Below are 19,964 nucleotides of genomic sequence, written 5' to 3'. Positions count from 1 at the left end.
TTCATGAAATCTATCGGGAACGCCGACAGTCTCTCGCGATCGGCCTTTCACGACAGCGTGACGCATCTTCTGCAATGCAGCGGCAGGCTTGTCGGGTCGCCCGGAAACAGCCATGTTGCGCGCTTAACCGATCAGGTCACGGTCCAGTCCACGGACAGGCTCCCGGCGGCGGGCGAGGGGCGGACCGAGGGAGAATGGCGAACGTGACGTTTCAGAGCGACGGCCGCGGCCGTGGCGCCGTGTTGGCGCTGGCTTTCCTGGCTTTCCTGCAGACAGGCGCATCGATTCCGGCGCGGGCGGAGGCGCGCCCGGTCGAGAAGTTCGAGCCGGCGGAGAGTCTCGAGGGCAATTATCTCGCGGCCGTGGTCGCAGGTTCGGGGCGCGATCTCGGCGCCGCCTCGGTCTATCTGCGCGAGGCGATCAAGGACGATCCGCAGAACAGCGAATTGCTGGAGCGCGGCTTCGTCGCCTTCCTTGCTGACGGCGCGATGGGCGACACGTTCCGCGCCGCAGAGAAGCTGGTGCAGCGCGATGCCTCGAACGGTCTGGCGCAGCTTGCGCTCGGTGTGCGGGCGCTGAAGCAGAAATCCTATGCGACTGCACGCAACCACCTTCAGCGCGGCGGGCGCGGCCGGTCGGCCGACATCACTGCTACGCTGCTGGCGGCCTGGGCCTATTCCGGCTCCGGAGACACCAAGCGCGCGCTCGAAACTCTGGAGCGGCTGCGCGGCGAAGCGAGCTTCGATCGCTTCCGCGACTATCACGCCGGCCTGATTCTCGACATCGCCGGCCGAAAGGCCGATTCGACCCGCCGACTGAAGGCCGCCTACGACGCCGAGAAGACCAACCTGCGTCTGGTCGATCTCTGGGCTCGCCATCAGGCACGTGCCGGTGACCGCGATGCGGCGCTGGCGACGCTCAACGAGTTCGAGCAGCGCGTCCGTCCCAACCATCCGGTGGTGCGCGACGCGCTCGCCAAGGTTTCCGGTAAGGAGCAGCTGCCCCGCATCGTCGGCAATGCGCAGCAGGGCGCCGCCGAAGTGCTCTATGGCCTCGCCAGCGCCGGGATTCTTCAGGGCGACGAAGCCACTGCCCTGCTTTACCTCAGGCTCGCGGTCTATCTCGACCCGGGTCACGATCTCGCCGTGCTGACGCTGGGCGACATCCTCGAGCGCGCCAAGCAGACCGAGGACGCGGTCGAGGTCTATCGCCGCATGCCCGAGACTTCGGCGTTGCGTCCGGTTGCCGACATCCAGGTCGGGCTCGGCCTCGAGGCGCTCGGCAAGACCGACGAAGCGGTCAAGCAGCTGGAAGCGCTCATCGTGGCCCGCCCCGACGATATCGAGGCGATCTCGGCGCTCGGCAACATCTATCGCTCGCGCAAGCGCTTCGAGGAAGCGGCCGACACCTACAACAAGGCGATCGCCAAGCTCACCTCGCCCGGGCGCTCGAACTGGGATCTCTTCTATTCGCGCGGTATCGCCTATGAGCGCACCAAGCGGTGGCCGGAGGCCGAGGCGGACCTGCGCAAGGCGCTGGAGCTGATGCCCGAGGCGCTCGGCCGCGAGCGGGCACTGGTCCTCAACTATCTCGGCTATTCTCTGGTCGATCGGAATCTGAAGCTCGACGAGGCGCTCGGCATGCTCCGGCGCGCCGTCGATCTCAGGCCTCGCGATGGCTACATCATCGATTCGCTGGGTTGGGCGCACTACCGGCTCGGCCGTTATGACGAAGCCGTAACCGAACTGGAACGGGCGATGGAGCTGCGCCCGTCCGACCCGGTGATCAACGACCATCTCGGCGATGTCTACTGGCGCACCGGCCGCCAGCTTGAGGCGAAGTTCCAGTGGAACCATGCCCGCGATCTCAGCCCCGAGCCGGAGGATCTGGTCAAGATCCTGCGCAAGATCGAGAAGGGACTTGACGAGGCTCCGCCTTCGGCGAACGCCGCCGAGCCGAAGAAGGATGGCGGCTGAGCCTTGCAGGCTCGTCTCACCACCCGCGCCCCGGCCAAGATCAATCTCAGCCTGCGCATCCTGGGCCGGCGTGCCGACGGCTATCACGAGCTCGACAGCCTCGTCGCCTTCGCCGGTGTCGGCGATCAGTTGACGCTGCTGCCGGGCGCGGAGAGCGGGATCGCGATCTCCGGCCCCTTCGCCGAGGGGCTCTCGGTTGCAGCCGACAATCTGGTGCTGAAGGCCGAAGTTGCCTTGCGCGATCAGGTGCCGGGGCTGCGTTCCGGCGGATTCCTGCTCGTCAAGCGCCTGCCCGTCGCATCCGGGATCGGCGGCGGCTCGGCCGATGCCGCTGCCGCGCTACGCCTGCTCGCGCGGCTGAACGGCCTGCCGTCTGACGCTCCCGCGCTCTATGCCGCCGCCGCGCGCATAGGCGCCGACGTCCCGGTCTGTCTCGCAGCGAAGACGCGCATCATGCAAGGGATCGGCGAGCGGCTCGGGTCGCCGCTGCGCCTGCCGCGCCTCTTCGCGCTGCTGGTCAATCCGGGCGTTGCGGTTGAGACCGCCGCGGTCTTCCGCAATCTCGGCCTGCAGCCGGGGGAGGCGACGATCCAGCCGGCTCCGGCGACGGACGCCTCCTGGCAGGGCCACGCCTCCGCTCCCTCTGTAATCGAAGCGCTTGCGGCCACGAGAAACGACCTCGAAGCGCCGGCCCGTGGCGCCGCGCCAGTCATCGCTGATGTCCTGGAGCTGCTCGCCGAGCTGCCGGGCTGCCGCCTGGCGCGCATGTCGGGCTCGGGTGCGACCTGCTTTGCCCTGTTCGACGATTGTCGGGCGAGTGCGGCGGCGGCCAAGTTGCTCGCTCACCGACAGCCGGGCTGGTGGATCAAGCCGACCGTACTCGGCTGACGATCCGCCCGCCTGGACCGCAGGGGGGCGCCTTAAGCGCCGTTTGCGCCGAAGCCGGACAGGAGCCCCTTCAGCATCATCAGTCCCAGCGCGGCGATGGTGATCGCGTCCCGGATGGCGCCACTCTCGATCATCGCGGTGACTTCGGCGGGAGAGAAGCGGCGCGTCACCAGGCCCTGTTCCTCATGGTCGAGCTCTCGCGGCGCGGCGCTGAGCTGGCGGGCAAGGAAGACATGGCAACCCTGGTTCGAGTAGCCATAGCATTCGAACAGATAGCCGGCCTCGATCATCTCGCCGGCCTCGACGCCCGCTTCCTCGCGCAGCTCGCCGCGGGCGACGGTGACCGGCTCGGCATCCGGCCTGCTCTCCCAGGAGCCTTGCGGCAGTTCCCAGAAGCGGCCTCCCACCGGGTAGCGGTACTGCTCGACGAGATGCAGGTCGCCATTCTCCTCGACGGCGACGATCGCGACGAAATCCGTCTTCTCGACAACGCCGTAGATTCCCGTGGAGCCATCCTGCCGGAGGACCTCATCCTCCCGCACCCGCATCCAGCGATTCTCATAGACGACCCGCGAGGACAGCGCGGTGATCTCCGCCGGCTGCTCCTGCGCCTCCCCGGAGGGCTTTCCGGCGGCCTCGTTCAATGGGCCCGCGCCACGCAGAAGTCGACGGCGTCGTTGAGCGCCTGCTTCATCGGCGATTGCGGGTAAAGGCCGAGCGCGTCCTTCGCCATCTTGGCGTAGTGCCGGGCCCGTTCGACCGTGTCCTCGATCGCCTTGTGCTTGCGCATCAGCGCCTGCGCCTGGGCGAAGTCGCCCTCGTTGATCTGGCCTTCCTGCAGGGTGCGGCGCCAGAAGGCCCGCTCCTCTTCGTCGCCTCGGCGGAAGGAGAGGACCACCGGGAGCGTGATCTTGCCCTCGCGGAAATCGTCGCCGGTGTTCTTGCCGAGAGCACCGGAGGAACCGCCATAGTCGAGCGCGTCGTCGATCAGCTGGAAGGCGATGCCGAGATTGAGCCCATAGCTGCGGCAGGCGGCGGCGCCGGCCTTGGGCGAACCGGCGATCACCGGCCCGACCTCGCAGGCGGCGGCGAAGAGCTCGGCGGTCTTGCCGCGGATCACGGCGAGGTACTCGTCTTCTGTCGTCTCGGTGTTCTTGGCGGCGGCAAGCTGCATCACCTCGCCCTCGGCGATCACGGCCGCGGCGGTCGAGAGGATGTCGAGCGCTCGCAGCGAGCCGACCTCGACCATCATCTTGAAGGCCTGGCCGAGCAGGAAGTCGCCGACCAGCACGCTCGCCTCGTTGCCCCAGAGCATGCGGGCGGCGAGCTTGCCGCGGCGCATGTCGCTCTCGTCGACGACGTCGTCATGCAGCAGCGTCGCGGTGTGCATGAATTCGACCGAGGCGGCGAGCTTGACGTGACCCTCGCCCTCGTAGCCGCACAGGGCCGCCGTCGCCAGCGTCAGCATCGGCCGCAGGCGCTTGCCGCCCGAGGAGATCAGATGGTTGGCGACCTCAGGGATCATCGTCACCTGCGAGCCCGTCCGCGACAGGATCATCGCATTGACGCGCTCCATGTCGGGGCGGGTCAGACCGACCAGAGCCTCGATCCCGGCCTTGCCGGCTTCCTTGTCCTCGAAGGCTACGACGACGCCCACGCTCAAACTCCGACTTTACCGGCGCGGCTGGCGCGCCCTGTCTTTGCTGCACTGCCCTTTGCCATGACCGTTGCATGCGTGGCCAGCCCCGGCAATCTCTGTCGCGCCGCACAATCTGGTGTGACGATGTCGCAGCGCGGCGATTTTGGGCTTGCGCGGCTTATCCGCCACGGGCTCCATGGCGCCATGCACGAACTGGTCCGCTCCAATGATCTCGTCCTGCTCGGCGCCATCGAGGCGCTGCTCGCCTCTGCCAATCTCGATTGCGTGATAGCCGACCAGCATATCAGCGCGCTGGAAGGTATGATCGGCGCCTTCCCGCGCCGGCTGCTGGTGCGCGAGGCCGATCGGAAGCGCGCCCGGGCCTTGCTGGTCGAGGCCGGCTTCGGCGGCGAATTGCGGCCCGAGTGATCCGCCATGACCGATGAGATCCTGCCGGGCCTCGGCGCGATCGGCGAGGACCGCCTGCTTGATGGCCGGCTTCGCCTGCTGCAACCGCGCAAGGGGCACCGCGCCGGCTCGGATGCGATCCTGCTTGCCGCTGCCCTGCCGGCTCTGGCGGAAGGACCGCTGGTCGATTTCGGCGCCGGCGTCGGCACCGCCGGCCTCGCCGCCGCCCTGCGGCAGGAGGCGCTTTCGGTCGTGCTGGTCGAGCGCGATCCGGAACTCGCGGCTCTCGCCGCACGCAACGCCGCCCTCAACCGGCTCGACCAGCGCGTCCGCGTCGTCGTCGCTGCGATCGGCGAGCGTGGCGACGGCGCCTTGCAGGCCGGCCTGCCGGACGCTTCGGCAGCCTGGGTCGCGATGAATCCGCCATTTTTCGAAGCTGGTGCCGCGCGTGCCTCGCCGGTGCCGAATCGTCGGGCCGCCCATGTCGCCGACACCCCGCTGGCCCTCTGGCTGAAGGCGGCGCGGCGCGTGCTGCGCCCGCGTGGCGGGGTGACGATCATCCATCGCGCCGAGGCGCTGCCCGAGATCCTGGCGGCGCTGGCGACGGGCTTCGGCGAGGTCGCGATCCGGCCGGTGCAGGCGCTTGCCGAACGATCCGCGATCCGCGTGATTGTCTCCGCCCGGCTCGGCAGCAAAAAGCCGGCAGCGCTGCTGCCGGCTCTGGTTCTCAATGGTCCCGATGGCCGTTTCACTGCTGAGAGCGAAGCTCTCCATCGCGGCGAGGCGGGTCTCGCCTGATCAGCGGCAGACGCGTCTCTCGCGCACCACCCAGCCCCAGCCATCCCAGTAGCGGACCGGGCGATAGAAGCAGCGCGGGCCGTAATAGGGGCGGCCATAGCCATAGCCCGGCGGGCGGCCGTAGCCGTAATATGGACGGTCATAGCCGCCGCCCCAGCGCGGGCCGTCAAAATAGCCGTCGCCGAAGGGCTGGGCCGCGACCGGGGTCGAGGCGATCGCGGCGACGCCGAGCGTGACGGCCGCCGAAAAGCCGAGAAGCAGCTTGCGAAGCATGTGATGGTCCTCCTTCGCGATGTTCACGGCGTTGTTCCGGGGCTCCGGGCGTCACCGTTGCGGCGAATCTGCGCCGGAGCGGCTGAACGGCAGCGGAGCGCGCCATTCAGCCTGTCTTCATCCGGTTAGCGGCAGACCCGCACCGGGCGGATCACCCAGCGATAGCCGTTCCAGACCCGCCGATCGCTATAGAAGCAGCGCGGCCGGTAGACCGGGCGGCCGTAATAGGGGGGCCGCGGCCCGTAATGCGGCCGGCCGTAATGCCAGACCTGCTGCACGAGGCCGCCGGCCTCGCTGCTGACGGCGGGCGCGCTGCCGGCGCCGATCGGCGCAGCATTGGCCGGGGCGGCGATCAGCGCAGTCGAAAGAAGTGCACCGGCGCCCAGCAGGGCGGCGGCGATACGGGATGACAGCATTGCAAAACTCCTGCTTGCTGGGCGCTGGTCCGGCTCAAGCGCTCGCCCCGAGCACCGCGGACCGCGATGGCACGCACCCTATGCCAGCGATGATGAACGAGGTCCTTCGATCGAGGTTCACCCGCGGTTCATGCGGGAATGCTTGACCGGAAGCGTCGCCAGCCCCTAAGCACACCGCCTGTTTCCTGAAAATTTCGAAGGCTTGAGCCCTTGGCTGCGTCGCCCTCCGCTTCGATGAATCCGACCCGCTCCTTCCAGGGACTGCTGCTGACCTTGCAGCGTTTCTGGGCCGAACGCGGCTGCGTCATCCTCCAGCCCTACGACATGGAAGTCGGGGCCGGCACCTTCCATCCCGCGACGACCTTGCGCGCGCTGGGGCCCAAGCCCTGGAACGCGGCCTATGTCCAGCCTTCGCGCCGGCCGAAGGACGGTCGCTATGGCGAGAACCCGAACCGGCTGCAGCATTATTACCAGTTCCAGGTGATCCTGAAGCCGTCGCCGCCGAACCTGCAGCAGCTCTATCTCGACTCGCTGCAGGCGATCGGCGTCGATCTCGCCCTGCACGATGTCCGCTTCGTCGAGGACGACTGGGAGAGCCCGACGCTGGGCGCCTGGGGGCTCGGCTGGGAATGCTGGTGCGACGGCATGGAAGTCAGCCAGTTCACCTATTTCCAGCAGGTCGCCGGTGTCGAATGCGCGCCGGTCGCCGGCGAGCTGACCTATGGGCTCGAGCGCCTGGCGATGTATGTCCAGGGCGTCGAGAACGTCTACGACCTCAACTTCAACGGCCTCGAGGGCGAGGATCGCGTCAGCTATGGCGACGTCTTCCTGCAGGCTGAGCAGGAGTTCTCGCGGCATAACTTCGAACATGCCAATACCGAGATGCTCTTCCGCCACTTCGCCGACGCCGAGGCCGAGTGCAAGGCGCTGCTGGCCGCCGGCGAGGCCGATGGCGGCGCCAGGCACCAGCTTGCGCTGCCTGCCTATGACCAGTGCATCAAGGCGAGCCATGTCTTCAACCTGCTCGATGCGCGCGGCGTGATCTCGGTCACCGAGCGCCAGAGCTACATCCTGCGCGTGCGTGAGCTCGCCAAGGCCTGCGGTCAGGCCTGGCTGAAGACCGTCGGCGGCGGAGCGAACTGATGCCCGATCTTCTGCTCGAACTCTTCTCCGAGGAAATCCCGGCGCGCATGCAGCGCAAGGCGGCCGAGGACCTGAAGAAGCTGGTCACCGATGCGCTGGTCGAGCGCGGCCTCGTCTATGAGGGCGCGAAGGCCTTCGCCACGCCGCGCCGGCTGGCGCTCACCGTCGCAGGCCTGCCGGTGCGCGGCCGCGATGTCCGCGAGGAGCGCAAGGGGCCGCGCGTCGGCGCGCCCGACGCCGCCGTCCAGGGCTTTCTCAAGGCTGCCGGCCTCGCCTCGCTCGACCAGGCCACCATCGTCAGCGATCCCAAGAAGGGCGATTCCTACATCGCCGTGATCGAGAAGCCCGGCCAGGAGACGATTGCGGCCATCGCCGAGATCGTGCCGGCGGTGATCCGCGCCTTCCCCTGGCCGAAGTCAATGCGCTGGGGCAAGGCCTCGGCCGCCGGCGCCAGCCTGCGCTGGGTACGCCCGCTGCACTCGATCCTCTGTACCTTCGGCGCCGAGACCGAGGATCCGGAAGTCGTCGCCTTCGAGGTCGACGGCATCACCTCCGGCAACACCACCTATGGCCACCGCTTCCATGCGCCCGGGCCGATCACGGTCCGCCGCTTCGACGACTATGTCGCGAGCCTGGAGCGGGCGAAGGTCGTGCTCGATGCCGACCGCCGCAAGGAGATCATCGCGACCGACGCCAGGAACCTCGCCTTCGCGGCCGGGCTCGAACTGGTCGAGGATGAGGGGCTGCTGGAGGAGGTCGCGGGGCTGGTCGAATGGCCAGTCGTGCTGATGGGCTCCTTCGAGGAGCGCTTCCTCGACATTCCCGGCGAGGCAATCCGCGCCACCATCCGCGCCAACCAGAAATGCTTCGTGCTGCGCGATCCCGCGACCGGCGAGCTGGCGAACCGCTTCATCCCGGTCTCCAACCTCGTCGCCAGCGATGGCGGCTTGGCGATCACCGCCGGCAATGGCCGCGTGGTCCGCGCCCGCCTCTCGGACGCCGCCTATTTCTGGGCGACCGATCGCGGCCCGCTGCCCGACCTCGACACGCTGAAGGCGAGCGCCGAGAAGTTCGGGCTCGACCTGTCGAAGCCGCTCGACCAGCGCATGGCCAAGCTCGACAAGCTCGGCGTCGTCTTCCACGCCAAGCTCGGCACGCAAGGGCAGCGCGTCCAGCGCATCGCGGCGCTGGCCAAGGAGCTTGCCCCGATCGTCGGTGCCGATCCGGCGCAGGCCGAGCGTGCGGCAAAACTCGCCAAGGCCGATCTGCCGACCGAGATGGTCGGCGAGTTCCCGGAATTGCAGGGGCTGATGGGCCGCAAGTACGCGGAACTGCAGGGCGAGAACGCCTCGGTCGCTGTCGCGATTGAGGAACACTACAAGCCGCTCGGTCCCTCCGACCGCGTCCCCTCCGATCCGGTCTCGGTCGCCGTCGCACTCGCCGACAAGCTCGACACGCTCACCGGCTTCTGGGCCATCGACGAAAAGCCGACCGGCAGTAAGGACCCCTATGCGCTGCGCCGCGCGGCGCTGGGCGTGATCCGGCTGGTGGTCGAGAACGGTGTGAGGCTGCCGCTGGCGCGCTTCGCGACGGACGCCGATCTGCTCTCGTTCTTCCACGACCGCCTGAAGGTGATGCTGCGCGATCAGGGTGCGCGCCATGACCTCGTCGATGCGGTGCTGGGCGAGGGCGCGTCGGGCAATGACGATCTCCTGTTGATCACCCGCCGCGTCGCCGCGCTCGGCCGCTTCCTCGAAACCGAGGACGGCAAGAGCCTGCTCGCCGGCTACAAGCGCGCCGCCAACATCCTCAAGGCCGAGGAGAAGAAGGACGGCGAGGGCGCTTTCGCCGGTGCCGCCGATCTCCAGCTGATCGCCGCTGCGGGGCTGATCGAGGAGAAGGCGCTCGCCGTCGCGCTCGCCCAGGCGACGCCGAAGGCGGAAACCGCCATTGCCGCCGAGGATTATGAGGGTGCCATGGCGGCCCTCGCCGAGCTGCGCCCGGCGGTCGATGCCTTCTTCGACAAGGTCACGGTCAACGATCCCGACCCGGCCCTGCGCGCCAACCGCCTAAAGCTGCTCAACCAGCTTCGCGAAGCGACCCGCGCGGTCGCGGATTTCGGGCGGATCGCGGGCTGACATCCGCGGGGAACCCTCTCCTGCATCGAAGTCGGGTAACCCGACTTCGACACTTTAAGTGCTGATCTCGGGCAGGCCCGAGATCAGTGAGAGGGCAGGGTGAGGTGTAGGCCCTGCGACCAGCTCCGCGAGGCCTGACCGCGCGGTCAGGTTCAAGCTAAGGTTTCCAGTCCGAACACCTCACCCCTACCCCTCTCCTTCCAGGAGAGGGGATCCCGCGCCCAACCCCTCAGCCAAGCGACCCTTCCGGAACTTTTTCCCAGGGCTCCACGTTCTCTTGCCCGAGTGCTATGCTTGCGAATGCCTCGCAGTCAGGGCCTCGGGGGGCCGGCTTTCGGCCGCGATAAGAGGATTTGAGCCATGGGTCTTTTGATTTCGCTTTTCATCACGATTCTGGTCATCGGTCTGGTGCTCTATCTCGTGCGGATGCTGCCGCTCGACGGCAACATCAAGAACATCCTCCAGATCATCGTCATCATCATCGGCATCATCTCGCTGCTGCGCTATCTCGCCGTGTTCTGAGACGCGCGAAATCGTCACTTTGGCGACCGGCGGCTGCGATTGACGCTAGCCGCGCGCTGATCCAGACTTTCTTCGGTCCAGAGGGCCCCGGACGCAGCGCGTCGCGGGGCCCTCATCCGTTCGAAGAGCGAACCCCGCGATGACGTCGCAGAATCGCACCACCCATATCCGGCTGACCTCCCATCCCGAGCCCGGCAGCGCCGCAGCCCGTTTCCCGATCCATTGGGGCGCAGCGACGCCAGAGGAGCGCGGCCCGGTCATCGCCTCGACCACCAACCCCGCCGACCGCAACGTCATCGGCGCCCATGGCGGCTCCTACTCGGTCTATCGGGCGCTCGCGATCTCGGCCCGCGCCATGAACCCGGCGCAGCGGCCCGACCTGACCAACACCTACCCGACGGCCGAGATCCTGCCGCAGCCGCAATGGTTCGAGCCCGGCAGGATCGTCTCGCTCGACCCGTTCGGCCATCGCGTCGCCCAGGATTTCGGCAAGTGGATCGGCGAGGGCGTCGACATCCGCCCGACCATCGCCGTCACCAAGGCGAGGCTCAACCTGCCGGAAATCCTCGCCGCCATGGCCGGCCACCGGCTCGCCGCCGACGGCCATATCCTGCACGGCTCCGGCGACATCAGCGTCACCAAGATCGCGGTTGACCCGGTCTGGCACCTGCCGGGCATCGCCGAGCGCTTCGGCACCAGCGAGAACGAATTGCGCCGCACCCTGTTCGAGCAGACCGGCGGCATGTATCCCGAGCTCGTGACGAGGCCCGACCTCAAGGTCTTCCTGCCGCCGATCGGCTCGATCACCGCCTATGTCATCGGCGAGGTCGGGGCCATCTCCGATCCCCGGCGCAAGCTCGCCTGCCGGGTCCATGACGAGTGCAACGGCTCCGACGTCTTCGGCTCCGACATCTGCACCTGCCGGCCCTATCTCGTGCACGGCATCGAGGAAGCGGTGAAGGAGGCGCAGGGCGGCGGCGTCGGCCTGATCGTCTACAACCGCAAGGAGGGCAGGGCGCTCGGTGAGGTCACCAAATTCCTCGTCTACAATGCCCGCAAGCGTCAGGAGGGCGGCGATTCCGCCGCGACCTATTTCGAGCGCACGGAGTGCGTCGCGGGCGTGCAGGACGCTCGCTTCCAGCAATTGATGCCGGATGTGCTGCACTGGCTCGGCGTCAGGAAGATCGACCGGCTGATGTCGATGTCGAACATGAAGTACGACGCCATGGTCGAGAGCGGCATCGAGATCGGCGAGCGCGTCGCGATCCCGCCCGAGTTGATCCCGCCCGATGCCTCGGTCGAGATCGAGGCCAAGAAGGCCGCGGGCTATTATTCGCCGGACGGCGCACCCGGCGACAATGCGCTGAAATCCACGGTCGGCCGCGACCTCGAGAAGTTCTGAGTGCCATGCCCGATCGCGATCCCGAAGCCGTCCGCCAGCTGCTGAAGCCGGCCGTCATCCGCGAGCGTGCGCAGGAGATGCTGCAGCTCGGGCTCGACGGGCAGCTCTCGCACTTCACCGTGCATCCCGAGCGGCTCGAAGCCTGCGCGGACTATGTGCTGGCGACGATCCGCCGGAACTATCCAACGCTCGATATTCCCTTCCATGCGCGCTGGCGGCATTTTTTCGTCGCCGGCACCGATCGTTGGCGCGCCCTCGACGAGGCCGCCGGCTTCGCCGACGCCGGTGCGCGCGGCCGTGCCGCCTATGATCTCGCCATCGTCAGCGTCCTCCTCGATGCCGGCGCCGGTCCCGCCTGGCGCTATCGCGACGCGCTGACCGGAGAGTTCATCGCCCGTTCGGAAGGGCTGGCTCTGGCCTCGCTCGACATGTTCGCGGCCGGCCTGTTCTCCGGCGATCCCGCCGACCCGCTGCGCGTCGACAGCGCCGCGCTGAAGCGGCTCGATGCGGCGGCGCTCGCCGAGGGTTTTCAGGCTGGCCCCGACAATCCGCTGGTCAGCCTCGAAGGTCGGGCCGCCCTGCTCAACCGGCTCGGCGAAGAGCTGGAGAAGCACGGTCTCGACCGGCCGGGCGGCCTGTTCGACCGGCTTTTCGCCGCGGCCGAGGGCGGCACGCTCCGCGCCAGCTATATCCTGTCGCAGGTGCTCGAGGTGCTCGGAGGCATCTGGCCCTCGCGCCTGAGCTATGCCGGCATCCCGCTCGGCGACAGCTGGAAGCATCCGCTGATCGCGCAGGGCAGCATCACCGCCGGCATCGTGCCGTTCCACAAGCTCTCGCAATGGCTGAGCTACTCGCTGATCGAGCCGCTGCAATGGGCCGGCGTCGACGTCGTCGGCATCGACGAGCTCACCGGCCTGCCGGAGTACCGCAATGGCGGTCTGCTGCTCGACCTTGGCGTGATCGCGCTGAAGCACGAGGAGGAGCGAGGCGGCGCCCATGAGGTCGGCTCCGAGCTCGTCGTCGAATGGCGGGCGCTGACCGTCGCCTTGCTCGATCGGATCGGCGAGCTGGTGCGCGAGCGCCTCGGCCTGACGCGCGAGCAATTGCCGCTGGCAAAGGTGCTCGAAGGCGGTACATGGGCAGCCGGCCGCCGCATCGCAGCCGAGAAGCGCGAGGGCGGCGGGCCGCCCTTGACCATCGTCAGCGACGGCACGGTATTCTGAGTCCAGGGCCAACGACATCATCGGCCCTCATCCTTCGGGCGCGGGGCTTTCGCCTGGCGCCTCAGGGTGAGCGTCGAGACGACAAATGAGGGGCTACTAGAATGGCAACGCACTCCGACGGCGTGACCGTCGTCGACCACCCGCTGGTGCGGCACAAGCTGACGCTGATGCGCGAGAAGGACCGTTCGACCAAGAGCTTCCGCCAACTCCTGAACGAGATCGGCATGCTGCTCTGCTACGAGGTGACCCGCGATCTGCCGACCGAGATGATCGAGATCGAGACGCCGCTGCAGAAGTCGATGCAGCCGGTGATCTCCGGCAAGAAGCTGGTCTTCGCGCCGATCCTGCGGGCCGGCGTCGGCTTCCTCGACGGCATGCTCGAGCTCGTTCCGGCCGCCCGCGTCGCCCATATCGGCCTCTATCGCGATCCCGAGACGCTGCAGGCGGTCGAGTACTACTTCAAGGCGCCCTCGGACATTGCCGACCGCATGATCGTGGTGATGGACCCGATGCTGGCGACGGCGAACTCCGCGGTCGCCGCCGTCGACCGGCTGAAGGAGCGTGGAGCGCATGACTTGCGCTTCGTCTGCCTGCTCGCGGCGCCCGAGGGCATCGCCCGCATGCGCGACGCCCATCCCGATGTCCGGATCTGGACCGCCGCGATCGACGAGCGTCTCAACGATCACGGCTACATCGTGCCCGGCCTGGGCGATGCCGGCGACCGGATGTTCGGGACGCGCTGAGCGCCCGCCCTTGTCGTTCCGGCGATATGCCCTTATCTTGTAGGCATATTGCCAAGGAGGCGATGGTGACGACGATCCGTGCAGTGGACGTGGTTGGCGGCCCGGAGGTGATCGGCGCTCCGCTCGACAGCGCGCGCGCGATCATCGCTGCGGTCCGGCGCGGCTTCCCGGTGGCGGCGGTGGAACATGTCATCGCCAGCGGCCGCATGACGCTGGCCGAGATCGACGAGGTCGTGCTGCCGCGCAAGACGCTCAGCCATCGCCGCAAGATCGGCACCCTGACCAGCGAGCAGTCCGATCGGCTGGTCCGGGCCGCCCGCGTCATCGCCGAGGCGGAGGAGACCTTCGGCTCGCAGGAGAAAGCCGGCAGGTGGCTGCGCCGGCCGACCGAGGCGCTCGGCGGCGAGAAGCCGATCGCGCTGCTCGACACCAGCGAGGGCGCGGCCGAGGTGGAGACGCTGCTCGGCCGTATCGCGCACGGCATCGCTGCCTGATGCGGGTCTGGCGCGTCTGCCGCGCCGCCTTCGCCGATCTCAACGGCGAGGGCGCGAGGCTTTATGGCGGGCGCTGGAACTCGCCGGGGCGGCCGGTCGTCTACACCGCCGAGAATCCCGCCCTCGCCATCCTGGAAGTCAGGGTCCATCTCGATCTCGAGCCGGACCTGATCCCCGACGACTACGTCCTGGTCGAGGTCGACCTCGCCGAGGCCGCTTGTGAGGAGATCACGGTCTTGCCGGAGAATCCGAGACAGCTCGGCGACGCCTGGCTGGCGGAAGGGCGTACGCCTGTGCTGAAAGTGCCCTCCTTCGCGGCGCCGCGTAGCGCCAACTTTCTGATCAACCCTGCGTGTGTCGGCGGGAGTTCCGTCGCGGTGATCGGGCAGCAGAAGTTCAGCTTCGATCGCCGCCTCTGGCTGCCGCTGTCCGGCACGATCCTGTAAGCGCGACGCTCCTGTCGTGCGAAAGGCCCGCCCATTTCTGGGCGGGCCCCCGCTGCCGGCTTTCACTCAGGCCGCGATGGCGCGAGCTGGGCCGGAGCGCCGAAATCAGCCGTTATTCGATGACCTGGACGATGCGGCGCGTCTGCGGGTCGACCAGGACGGTACGGTTGTTGACGACCGTGTAGCGATAATCGGTCGCGCCGTATTCGCGCGGGACTTCGTAATAGCGGACGCCCTCGCGCGGCAGCGTCGCGCCGACCACGACCGGCTCCGCATAGGTATAGGACGGAACGCGCTGCTCGACGACGTAGGTCTTGAAGCGCGGGGTGTTGTCGCCGATGATCGCACCCACGACGGCACCGCCGACACCGCCGACCACAGCGCCAACCGGGCCGCCGACCACGGCGCCGCCGACCGCGCCGGCCGTCGCGCCGCCAACCGCGCCACCCTGGGCGCCCTGCGGATTCTGCTGGGCAAAGGCCGTGGCCGGAACAATGGCGAGGGCCGCTACGAGAGCAAGCTTCTTGAACATTTCCGTTCTCCTTCTGAGGGAAACCTCGGCAGCAAGAACGGCAAAACACCCGGCAAGTTCCGCCGGTCCGGGTCACGAGCTGTGAACGTTCGTGAACGGCTTCAGGGATTGTCCTTGTCGATCAGCGGCTTCGTGGCGATCACGATCTCCGTCCCGGCTGCGGCGAAATCGAAGACCTGAGTCCGTTGCGGCGGCCTGCCGGCATTGGCGAAGAGTTCGTCGACGGTCGCTTCCTCGGAGAGGAACAGGAAGTCGGCATGCGGCCCGGCTTCCGGGTAGGCATCGATCGCGTGCCAGGTGCCGCGGCTGAACATCACGCCCTCGCCGTCGAGGCGGAAGGCGCGCAGAGCCTCCGGCTCAGGCGGTGTCTTGGAAGGCTCTGCGACCACGATGATGGCCGGCGGCCCGCCGAGTGGCAGGCGTGCCTCGGTGACGTGGAGATGGCGCTCGATCACGGCGACGACGAAGGGTCGGGCATGGTAGCGCACGAGCTGCAGGCGCGGCCTGGTCTCGGCGGCGAAGGGCTGGACCCAGATGTCGTAACCCTCGCGGCCGGCATCGCGCGGCCCGGCGGGGGCGAGGATGCGGCCATAGGGCGCGAAGGCCTCCGGCGTCAGCGGCGCTACGGGGATACGGATCGTCCGATTCATGCTGCATCCTCTATGAGATCGCGAGCCCTGTCCGAGCCCGAAAGCAAACGGCGGGCCTTGCGGCCCGCCGTGACGATGCTGCGATGCTTCAGCGCCCGGAGTTTACTTCGGCGCGGCCGAGAGCACTGGCGAGAGCTTGTCGGCGTCGCGCTTGATCAGCGCGGCGAAACCGGCCGGCTTGCGCTCCTCGGCGGTCGGGATGACCGTGCCGAGGTCGAGCAGGCGCTTCTTGACGTTCTCGTCGTTCAGGGCCTTGTCGAGCGCGTCGACGAGCTTGTCGACGATTTCCTTCGGCGTGCCCTTCGGGGCGGCCAGGCCGTTCCAGGCCTCGATCTGGTACTCGGGCAGTCCGGCTTCCTTGGTGGTCGGCACGTTCGGCAGGGCCGGCGAGCGCTCGGCCGAGGCGATCGCATAGGCTTTGATCGTGCCGGCCTTGACCTGCTCGGAGACCGAAACGATCTGGTCGCACATGAAGTCGATCTGGCCGGAGACCAAGTCGTTCAGCGCTGGGCCGGTGCCGCGATAAGCGACCGAATTGAGCTTCGGCACGCCGAGCTGGCCCTTGAGCAGGGTGCAGGTTGTCCAGGATACCGAGCCGACGCCGGCATGGGCTTCGTTGAGCTTGTCCGGGTTCGCCTTAACGAAGGCTACGAACTCTTTCAGGTCCTTTGGCGCGAGATCTTTCTTGGCGACGATCAGGATCGGCGTGCCGCCGGCGAGGCCAATCGCCTGCATGCCGTTGATCGGGTCGTATTTCAGCCCGGGATAGGTCGAGGGCGCCGCGGAGTAGGTGCCGAGATGGCCCATCGCGATGGTGTAGCCGTCCGGGGCGGAGGTCAGCGCGCGGGTGATGCCGGTGGTGCCACCGGCCCCGGCGACGTTCTCGACCACGACCTGCTGCCCGAGCGTCTTCGACATGCTCTCGCCGACGATGCGGGCGATGATGTCGGTGGGGCCGCCGGCCGCGAAGGGCACGATCATGGTGATCGGACGCTCGGGATACTTCGTCTGCGCTTGGGCCGGGGCGGCAAGCGCCAATGCGGCGACGACGCCGAGGGCGAGCTTCTTCATGCGTATTCCTCCCATTGAACGGTTGTCGTGAGCGTTGCGAGGTTCAGGGCTGCGAGGCAACCCCGTCATTCGGTGAAGACCTCGTCGCGCTTCTTCGCCATCGAAGGCAGCAGCGCGATGACCAGGATCGCGACCGCGACCACCAGCAGGCCGGCCGAGATCGGCCGCTCGATGAAGGTCATGAACGAGCCGCGCGAGATGATCAGTGCCTGGCGCAGCTTCTCCTCCATCAGCTTGCCGAGCACGAAGCCGAGCAGCATCGGAGCCGGCTCGAAGCCGAGCTTGATCAGGAGATAGCCGAACAGGCCGAACAGCGCGGTGAAGGCGACGTCGACTGGCTGGTTATTCACCGAGTAGATGCCGATCGAGCAGAAGATCAGGATCGCCGGGAACATCAGGCGGTAGGGCACCTGCAGCAGCTTCACCCAGACGCCGACCAGCGGCAGGTTGATGATCAGCAGCATCAGGTTGCCGATCCACATCGAAGCGATCATGCCCCAGAACAGCTCCGGGTTCTTGGTCATCACCTGCGGGCCGGGGATGATGCCGTGGATCGTCATCGCGCCGACCATCAGCGCCATCACCGCATTCGGCGGAATGCCGAGGGTGAGCAGCGGGATGAAGGCGGTCTGCGCGCCGGCATTGTTGGCCGATTCCGGCCCGGCGACGCCTTCGATCGCGCCCTTGCCGAAGCGCGAGGGGTCCTTGGCGATCTTCTTCTCGAGCGTGTAGCTGGCGAACGGGCCAAGCACCGCGCCGTTGCCGGGCAGGATGCCGAGCACGCCGCCGATGAAGGTGCCGCGCAGGCAGGGGGCGGTCGACTGCTTGATGTCTTCCCAGCTCGGCAGCAGCCGGCCGATCTTGGCCTTCACGACGTCGCGCGCCTCGGGGTTCTCGAGGTTGCGCAGCACTTCGGCGAAGCCGAACACGCCCATCGCCAACACGGCGAAGTCGATGCCGTCGGCCAGCGGCGGGAAGCCGAACGTCATGCGCTCCTGGCCGGTCTCGAGGTCGGTGCCGACGGTCGAGAGCAAGAGGCCGAGCATGATCATGCAGAAGGCCTTGAGGATCGAGCCGCGCGCCAGCACGACCGCGAAGCACAGGCCCATCACCATCAGCGAGAAGTACTCGGCCGGGCCGAACAGCAGGGCGAGCTTGGTCAGGGGGGCGCCGAGCGCGGCGATGATCAGCGTCGCAAAGCAACCGGCGACGAAGGAGCCGATCGCGGCGGTACCGAGCGCGACGCCGGCGCGGCCCTGCTTGGCCATCTGGTGGCCGTCGAGCGTGGTGACGACCGCGGTGGCCTCGCCGGGGATGTTGACCAGGATCGCGGTGGTCGAGCCACCGTATTGCGCGCCGTAATAGATGCCGGCGAGCATGATCAGTGCGCCGACCGGATCGAGCCCGAAGGTGATCGGCAAGAGCATGGCGATGGTGGCGACTGGGCCGACGCCCGGCAGCACGCCGATCAGCGTGCCGACGAGGCAGCCGACGAAGGCGAGGGCGATATTCTGCAGACCGAGCGCGACGGAGAAGCCGAGCCCGAGATTGGCGATCATGTCATGCATCGTGTCAGATCCCGAAGAGCCAGGGCGCCAGCGGGATCGGCAGGCTCAGCGCGTATTTGAAGAGGAGGGCACAGGCGATGGTCATCGCGATCGCGAAGATTGTCAGTTCCTTGAGCTTGACGTCCTCCGCGGCGAGACCGGAGACGAATACGACGAGCGGTCCCGATACCAGCATGCCGAGGGCAGGAACCTTGAGCGGGCCGATCTCGAAGCCGCGGATCGTGAGGCCGAACAGGCAGGCAGCGCCGAGCACGAAGAGCACGCCGCGCCAGGACCAGCCGGCGAGCTTCTCGCCCTTGTAGCGCAGCGAGTTGATACTCAGCAGCAGGCCGAGCGCAGCGCAGATCACCGCGAAGGACTTCGGCAGCATGCCCGGCCCGAGCTGGCGCAAGGTGCCGGTGGCTAGATCGCGCGACAGGAACAAGGCGAGCCCGGCGAGGCCGATCATGAACAGTCCCGCCGCGAAATCCTGGGTCGATCGGATACGCAGCCCCTGCGCCGACTCGATCTTGTTCAAACTCATCAATAACCTCCGGCTTGGGTCGCGACGGCGCGCATCGCGGGCTTTCGGGCGTGCACCGGCACAGTGAAGGGCAGGGTGATACGCTCGTCGATGAGCGTGACGCTCTCTCGCAGGATGGCGAGAAAATCGTCGCGCGCGGAAAGCTTCTGCTGCGGCCGCCAGGCGACGCCGACGAGCGCGCCGGGCGGCGGCGGGTCGAGCAGTGCCCCTCGCAAGCGGCGCATGGTGACGCCGGGAAAACTCAGCCGCGAAACCCAGTCCGGGGCCAGCGACATGCCGAGCCCTGCGGCGACCGCCGACATCATGGCCGGCTTTTCGGTTGCCTCGATGATGACGTTGGGAACGGCGCCGACGCTCTCGAAATAGGCCATGACGAGGTCGTAGGCGAAGGGACGGATCCGTTTCGACGGCACCACGAAGGGCTCGCCGACGAGATCCTGCATGGTGAGATCGTCGCGCGCCGCAAGCGGGTGGGCGTCGTTCAGCACGACGATGGGGCGCTCGACCCGCAACACCTCGAAGGCGCAGTCGGTCGGCTTGCGCGGTGGGCGCAGCAGCGCCAGATCGAGCTTGCCGGCCTCCAGCATCTGGACGAGCGGCGCGGTCATCGCCTCGACGAATTTGATCTCGATGCCGGGATGGCGGGCGCGGAAGGTGACCAACGCCTCCGGCACGAAGCTGGAGGAGGCGGCGTCGATCGCCCCGACCCGCAGCACACGGCTTGAGGCCAGAGAAGCCTCCCGGACGGACCGCGAGGCACGCTCCATCCTGACCAGGATGCCTTTGGCTTCCTCGAGCATGATCAGGCCGGCGCGGGTGAGGGCGACCTGACGGGTCGTGCGCGTCAGCAGGCTGACGCCGAGTCCATCCTCCAGCGCGCTGATCTGGCGCGAGAGAGCGGGTGGCGCGAGGCCGAGCCGCTCGGCCGCTCGGCCGAAATGAAGCTCCTCCGCCACCGCGATGAAGCATCGCAGTTGCCGCAGATCCATGGTTGTCGCGTCTCCCCTCTGGCGTATCGCTTTTTGTGATATCGTCCAGTGATTTCTGTTATGCCCCTTTAGCGTCAACCGCTCAATTTGCGACCCTAGAGCAATTCATAATTTATTGGCAA

The 19,964-nt window shown here is 67.6% G+C and carries 22 protein-coding genes; 12 read left to right on the top strand and 10 right to left on the bottom strand.

Annotated features, from left to right (window positions below):
• Positions 1 to 194 precede the first annotated feature (194 nt).
• Both RKE40_RS12815 and RKE40_RS12810 read left to right on the top strand, forming a co-directional pair.
• A complete protein-coding gene (locus RKE40_RS12815; RefSeq protein WP_390893349.1) occupies positions 195 to 1,976 on the top strand; it encodes a tetratricopeptide repeat protein in 1,782 nt (593 codons plus the stop codon).
• A 3-nt stretch (positions 1,977 to 1,979) separates the two neighbouring features.
• The gene (locus RKE40_RS12810) at positions 1,980 to 2,864 is read left to right on the top strand and encodes a 4-(cytidine 5'-diphospho)-2-C-methyl-D-erythritol kinase (protein ID WP_316018621.1); all 885 of its coding nucleotides are present in this window, start codon (positions 1,980 to 1,982) and stop codon (positions 2,862 to 2,864) included.
• A gap of 32 nt (positions 2,865 to 2,896) precedes the next feature.
• On the opposite strand, the gene RKE40_RS12805 is transcribed toward RKE40_RS12810, so the two are convergent.
• Together RKE40_RS12805 and RKE40_RS12800 are read right to left on the bottom strand one after the other, a co-directional pair.
• A complete protein-coding gene (locus tag RKE40_RS12805) occupies positions 2,897 to 3,508 on the bottom strand; it encodes an NUDIX hydrolase (RefSeq protein ID WP_316018620.1) in 612 nt (203 codons plus the stop codon).
• Entirely contained in the window at positions 3,505 to 4,521 is a 1,017-nt protein-coding gene (locus RKE40_RS12800; protein ID WP_316018619.1) for a polyprenyl synthetase family protein, read from the bottom strand. The genes RKE40_RS12805 and RKE40_RS12800 overlap by 4 nt, the downstream gene beginning before the upstream one ends.
• 126 nt (positions 4,522 to 4,647) lie before the next feature.
• Between RKE40_RS12800 and RKE40_RS12795 the strand changes: the two genes are divergently transcribed.
• Together RKE40_RS12795 and RKE40_RS12790 are read left to right on the top strand one after the other, a co-directional pair.
• Positions 4,648 to 4,932 carry a putative signal transducing protein gene (locus tag RKE40_RS12795; protein ID WP_390893348.1) on the top strand — a complete coding sequence of 95 codons (285 nt, stop codon included), beginning with the start codon at positions 4,648 to 4,650 and terminating at the stop codon, positions 4,930 to 4,932.
• 6 nt (positions 4,933 to 4,938) lie between these two features.
• Entirely contained in the window at positions 4,939 to 5,709 is a 771-nt protein-coding gene (locus RKE40_RS12790) for a tRNA1(Val) (adenine(37)-N6)-methyltransferase (protein ID WP_316018618.1), read from the top strand.
• Here the strand turns inward: RKE40_RS12790 and RKE40_RS12785 are convergent, their stop codons facing one another.
• Complete coding sequence (locus RKE40_RS12785) at positions 5,710 to 6,009, bottom strand: hypothetical protein (RefSeq protein ID WP_316018617.1); 300 nt, start codon at positions 6,007 to 6,009, stop codon at positions 5,710 to 5,712.
• Between the two features lie 98 nt (positions 6,010 to 6,107).
• Positions 6,108 to 6,398, bottom strand: coding sequence for a hypothetical protein (locus RKE40_RS12780; RefSeq protein WP_316018616.1), 291 nt, complete (start codon positions 6,396 to 6,398; stop codon positions 6,108 to 6,110).
• Positions 6,399 to 6,632: 234 nt separating this feature from the next.
• On the opposite strand from RKE40_RS12780, the gene RKE40_RS12775 reads away from it, so the two are divergent.
• From RKE40_RS12775 to RKE40_RS12740, 8 genes are all read left to right on the top strand, one after another.
• Entirely contained in the window at positions 6,633 to 7,541 is a 909-nt protein-coding gene (locus RKE40_RS12775) for a glycine--tRNA ligase subunit alpha (RefSeq protein ID WP_316018666.1), read from the top strand.
• The gene (glyS, locus tag RKE40_RS12770) at positions 7,541 to 9,679 is read left to right on the top strand and encodes a glycine--tRNA ligase subunit beta (RefSeq protein ID WP_316018615.1); all 2,139 of its coding nucleotides are present in this window, start codon (positions 7,541 to 7,543) and stop codon (positions 9,677 to 9,679) included. The genes RKE40_RS12775 and glyS overlap by 1 nt, the downstream gene beginning before the upstream one ends.
• A gap of 360 nt (positions 9,680 to 10,039) precedes the next feature.
• The gene (locus RKE40_RS12765) at positions 10,040 to 10,201 is read left to right on the top strand and encodes a Thivi_2564 family membrane protein (protein WP_184231595.1); all 162 of its coding nucleotides are present in this window, start codon (positions 10,040 to 10,042) and stop codon (positions 10,199 to 10,201) included.
• Positions 10,202 to 10,340: 139 nt separating this feature from the next.
• A complete protein-coding gene (locus RKE40_RS12760) occupies positions 10,341 to 11,603 on the top strand; it encodes a GTP cyclohydrolase II (protein ID WP_316018614.1) in 1,263 nt (420 codons plus the stop codon).
• A 5-nt stretch (positions 11,604 to 11,608) separates the two neighbouring features.
• A complete protein-coding gene (locus tag RKE40_RS12755; protein ID WP_316018613.1) occupies positions 11,609 to 12,826 on the top strand; it encodes a URC4/urg3 family protein in 1,218 nt (405 codons plus the stop codon).
• A 101-nt stretch (positions 12,827 to 12,927) separates the two neighbouring features.
• Positions 12,928 to 13,569, top strand: coding sequence for a uracil phosphoribosyltransferase (upp, locus tag RKE40_RS12750; protein ID WP_316018612.1), 642 nt, complete (start codon positions 12,928 to 12,930; stop codon positions 13,567 to 13,569).
• A gap of 65 nt (positions 13,570 to 13,634) precedes the next feature.
• Complete coding sequence (parS, locus tag RKE40_RS12745) at positions 13,635 to 14,063, top strand: type II RES/Xre toxin-antitoxin system antitoxin (protein WP_066468768.1); 429 nt, start codon at positions 13,635 to 13,637, stop codon at positions 14,061 to 14,063.
• Positions 14,063 to 14,509 (top strand): RES family NAD+ phosphorylase, encoded by a 447-nt coding sequence (locus RKE40_RS12740; protein ID WP_316018611.1) that lies wholly within the window; start codon positions 14,063 to 14,065, stop codon positions 14,507 to 14,509. Before parS ends, RKE40_RS12740 begins: the two co-directional genes overlap by 1 nt.
• Before the next feature lie 112 nt (positions 14,510 to 14,621).
• Here RKE40_RS12740 and RKE40_RS12735 read toward each other — a convergent pair whose 3' ends face one another.
• From RKE40_RS12735 to RKE40_RS12710, 6 genes are all read right to left on the bottom strand, one after another.
• A complete protein-coding gene (locus RKE40_RS12735) occupies positions 14,622 to 15,041 on the bottom strand; it encodes a DUF1236 domain-containing protein (protein WP_316018610.1) in 420 nt (139 codons plus the stop codon).
• A 101-nt stretch (positions 15,042 to 15,142) separates the two neighbouring features.
• Positions 15,143 to 15,691 (bottom strand): ureidoglycolate lyase, encoded by a 549-nt coding sequence (locus RKE40_RS12730; protein WP_316018609.1) that lies wholly within the window; start codon positions 15,689 to 15,691, stop codon positions 15,143 to 15,145.
• A gap of 102 nt (positions 15,692 to 15,793) precedes the next feature.
• Positions 15,794 to 16,762: a tripartite tricarboxylate transporter substrate-binding protein gene (locus RKE40_RS12725; RefSeq protein ID WP_316018608.1), complete on the bottom strand. Its 969-nt coding sequence runs from the start codon at positions 16,760 to 16,762 to the stop codon at positions 15,794 to 15,796.
• Positions 16,763 to 16,827: 65 nt separating this feature from the next.
• On the bottom strand, positions 16,828 to 18,330 hold the full coding sequence (locus tag RKE40_RS12720) for a tripartite tricarboxylate transporter permease (protein WP_316018607.1): 1,503 nt from the start codon (positions 18,328 to 18,330) through the stop codon (positions 16,828 to 16,830).
• A gap of 4 nt (positions 18,331 to 18,334) precedes the next feature.
• Positions 18,335 to 18,853, bottom strand: coding sequence for a tripartite tricarboxylate transporter TctB family protein (locus RKE40_RS12715; RefSeq protein WP_316018606.1), 519 nt, complete (start codon positions 18,851 to 18,853; stop codon positions 18,335 to 18,337).
• A complete protein-coding gene (locus RKE40_RS12710) occupies positions 18,853 to 19,842 on the bottom strand; it encodes a LysR family transcriptional regulator (protein ID WP_316018605.1) in 990 nt (329 codons plus the stop codon). The genes RKE40_RS12715 and RKE40_RS12710 overlap by 1 nt, the downstream gene beginning before the upstream one ends.
• Between the last annotated feature and the right edge of the window lie 122 nt (positions 19,843 to 19,964).

The organism is Allobosea rubneri (genome assembly GCF_032464875.1).
GTDB classification, from domain to species: domain Bacteria; phylum Pseudomonadota; class Alphaproteobacteria; order Rhizobiales; family Beijerinckiaceae; genus Allobosea; species Allobosea rubneri.
The sequence above is the reverse complement of the archived record's forward strand: the minus strand, read 5'-3'. Positions and strand labels throughout refer to the sequence as shown.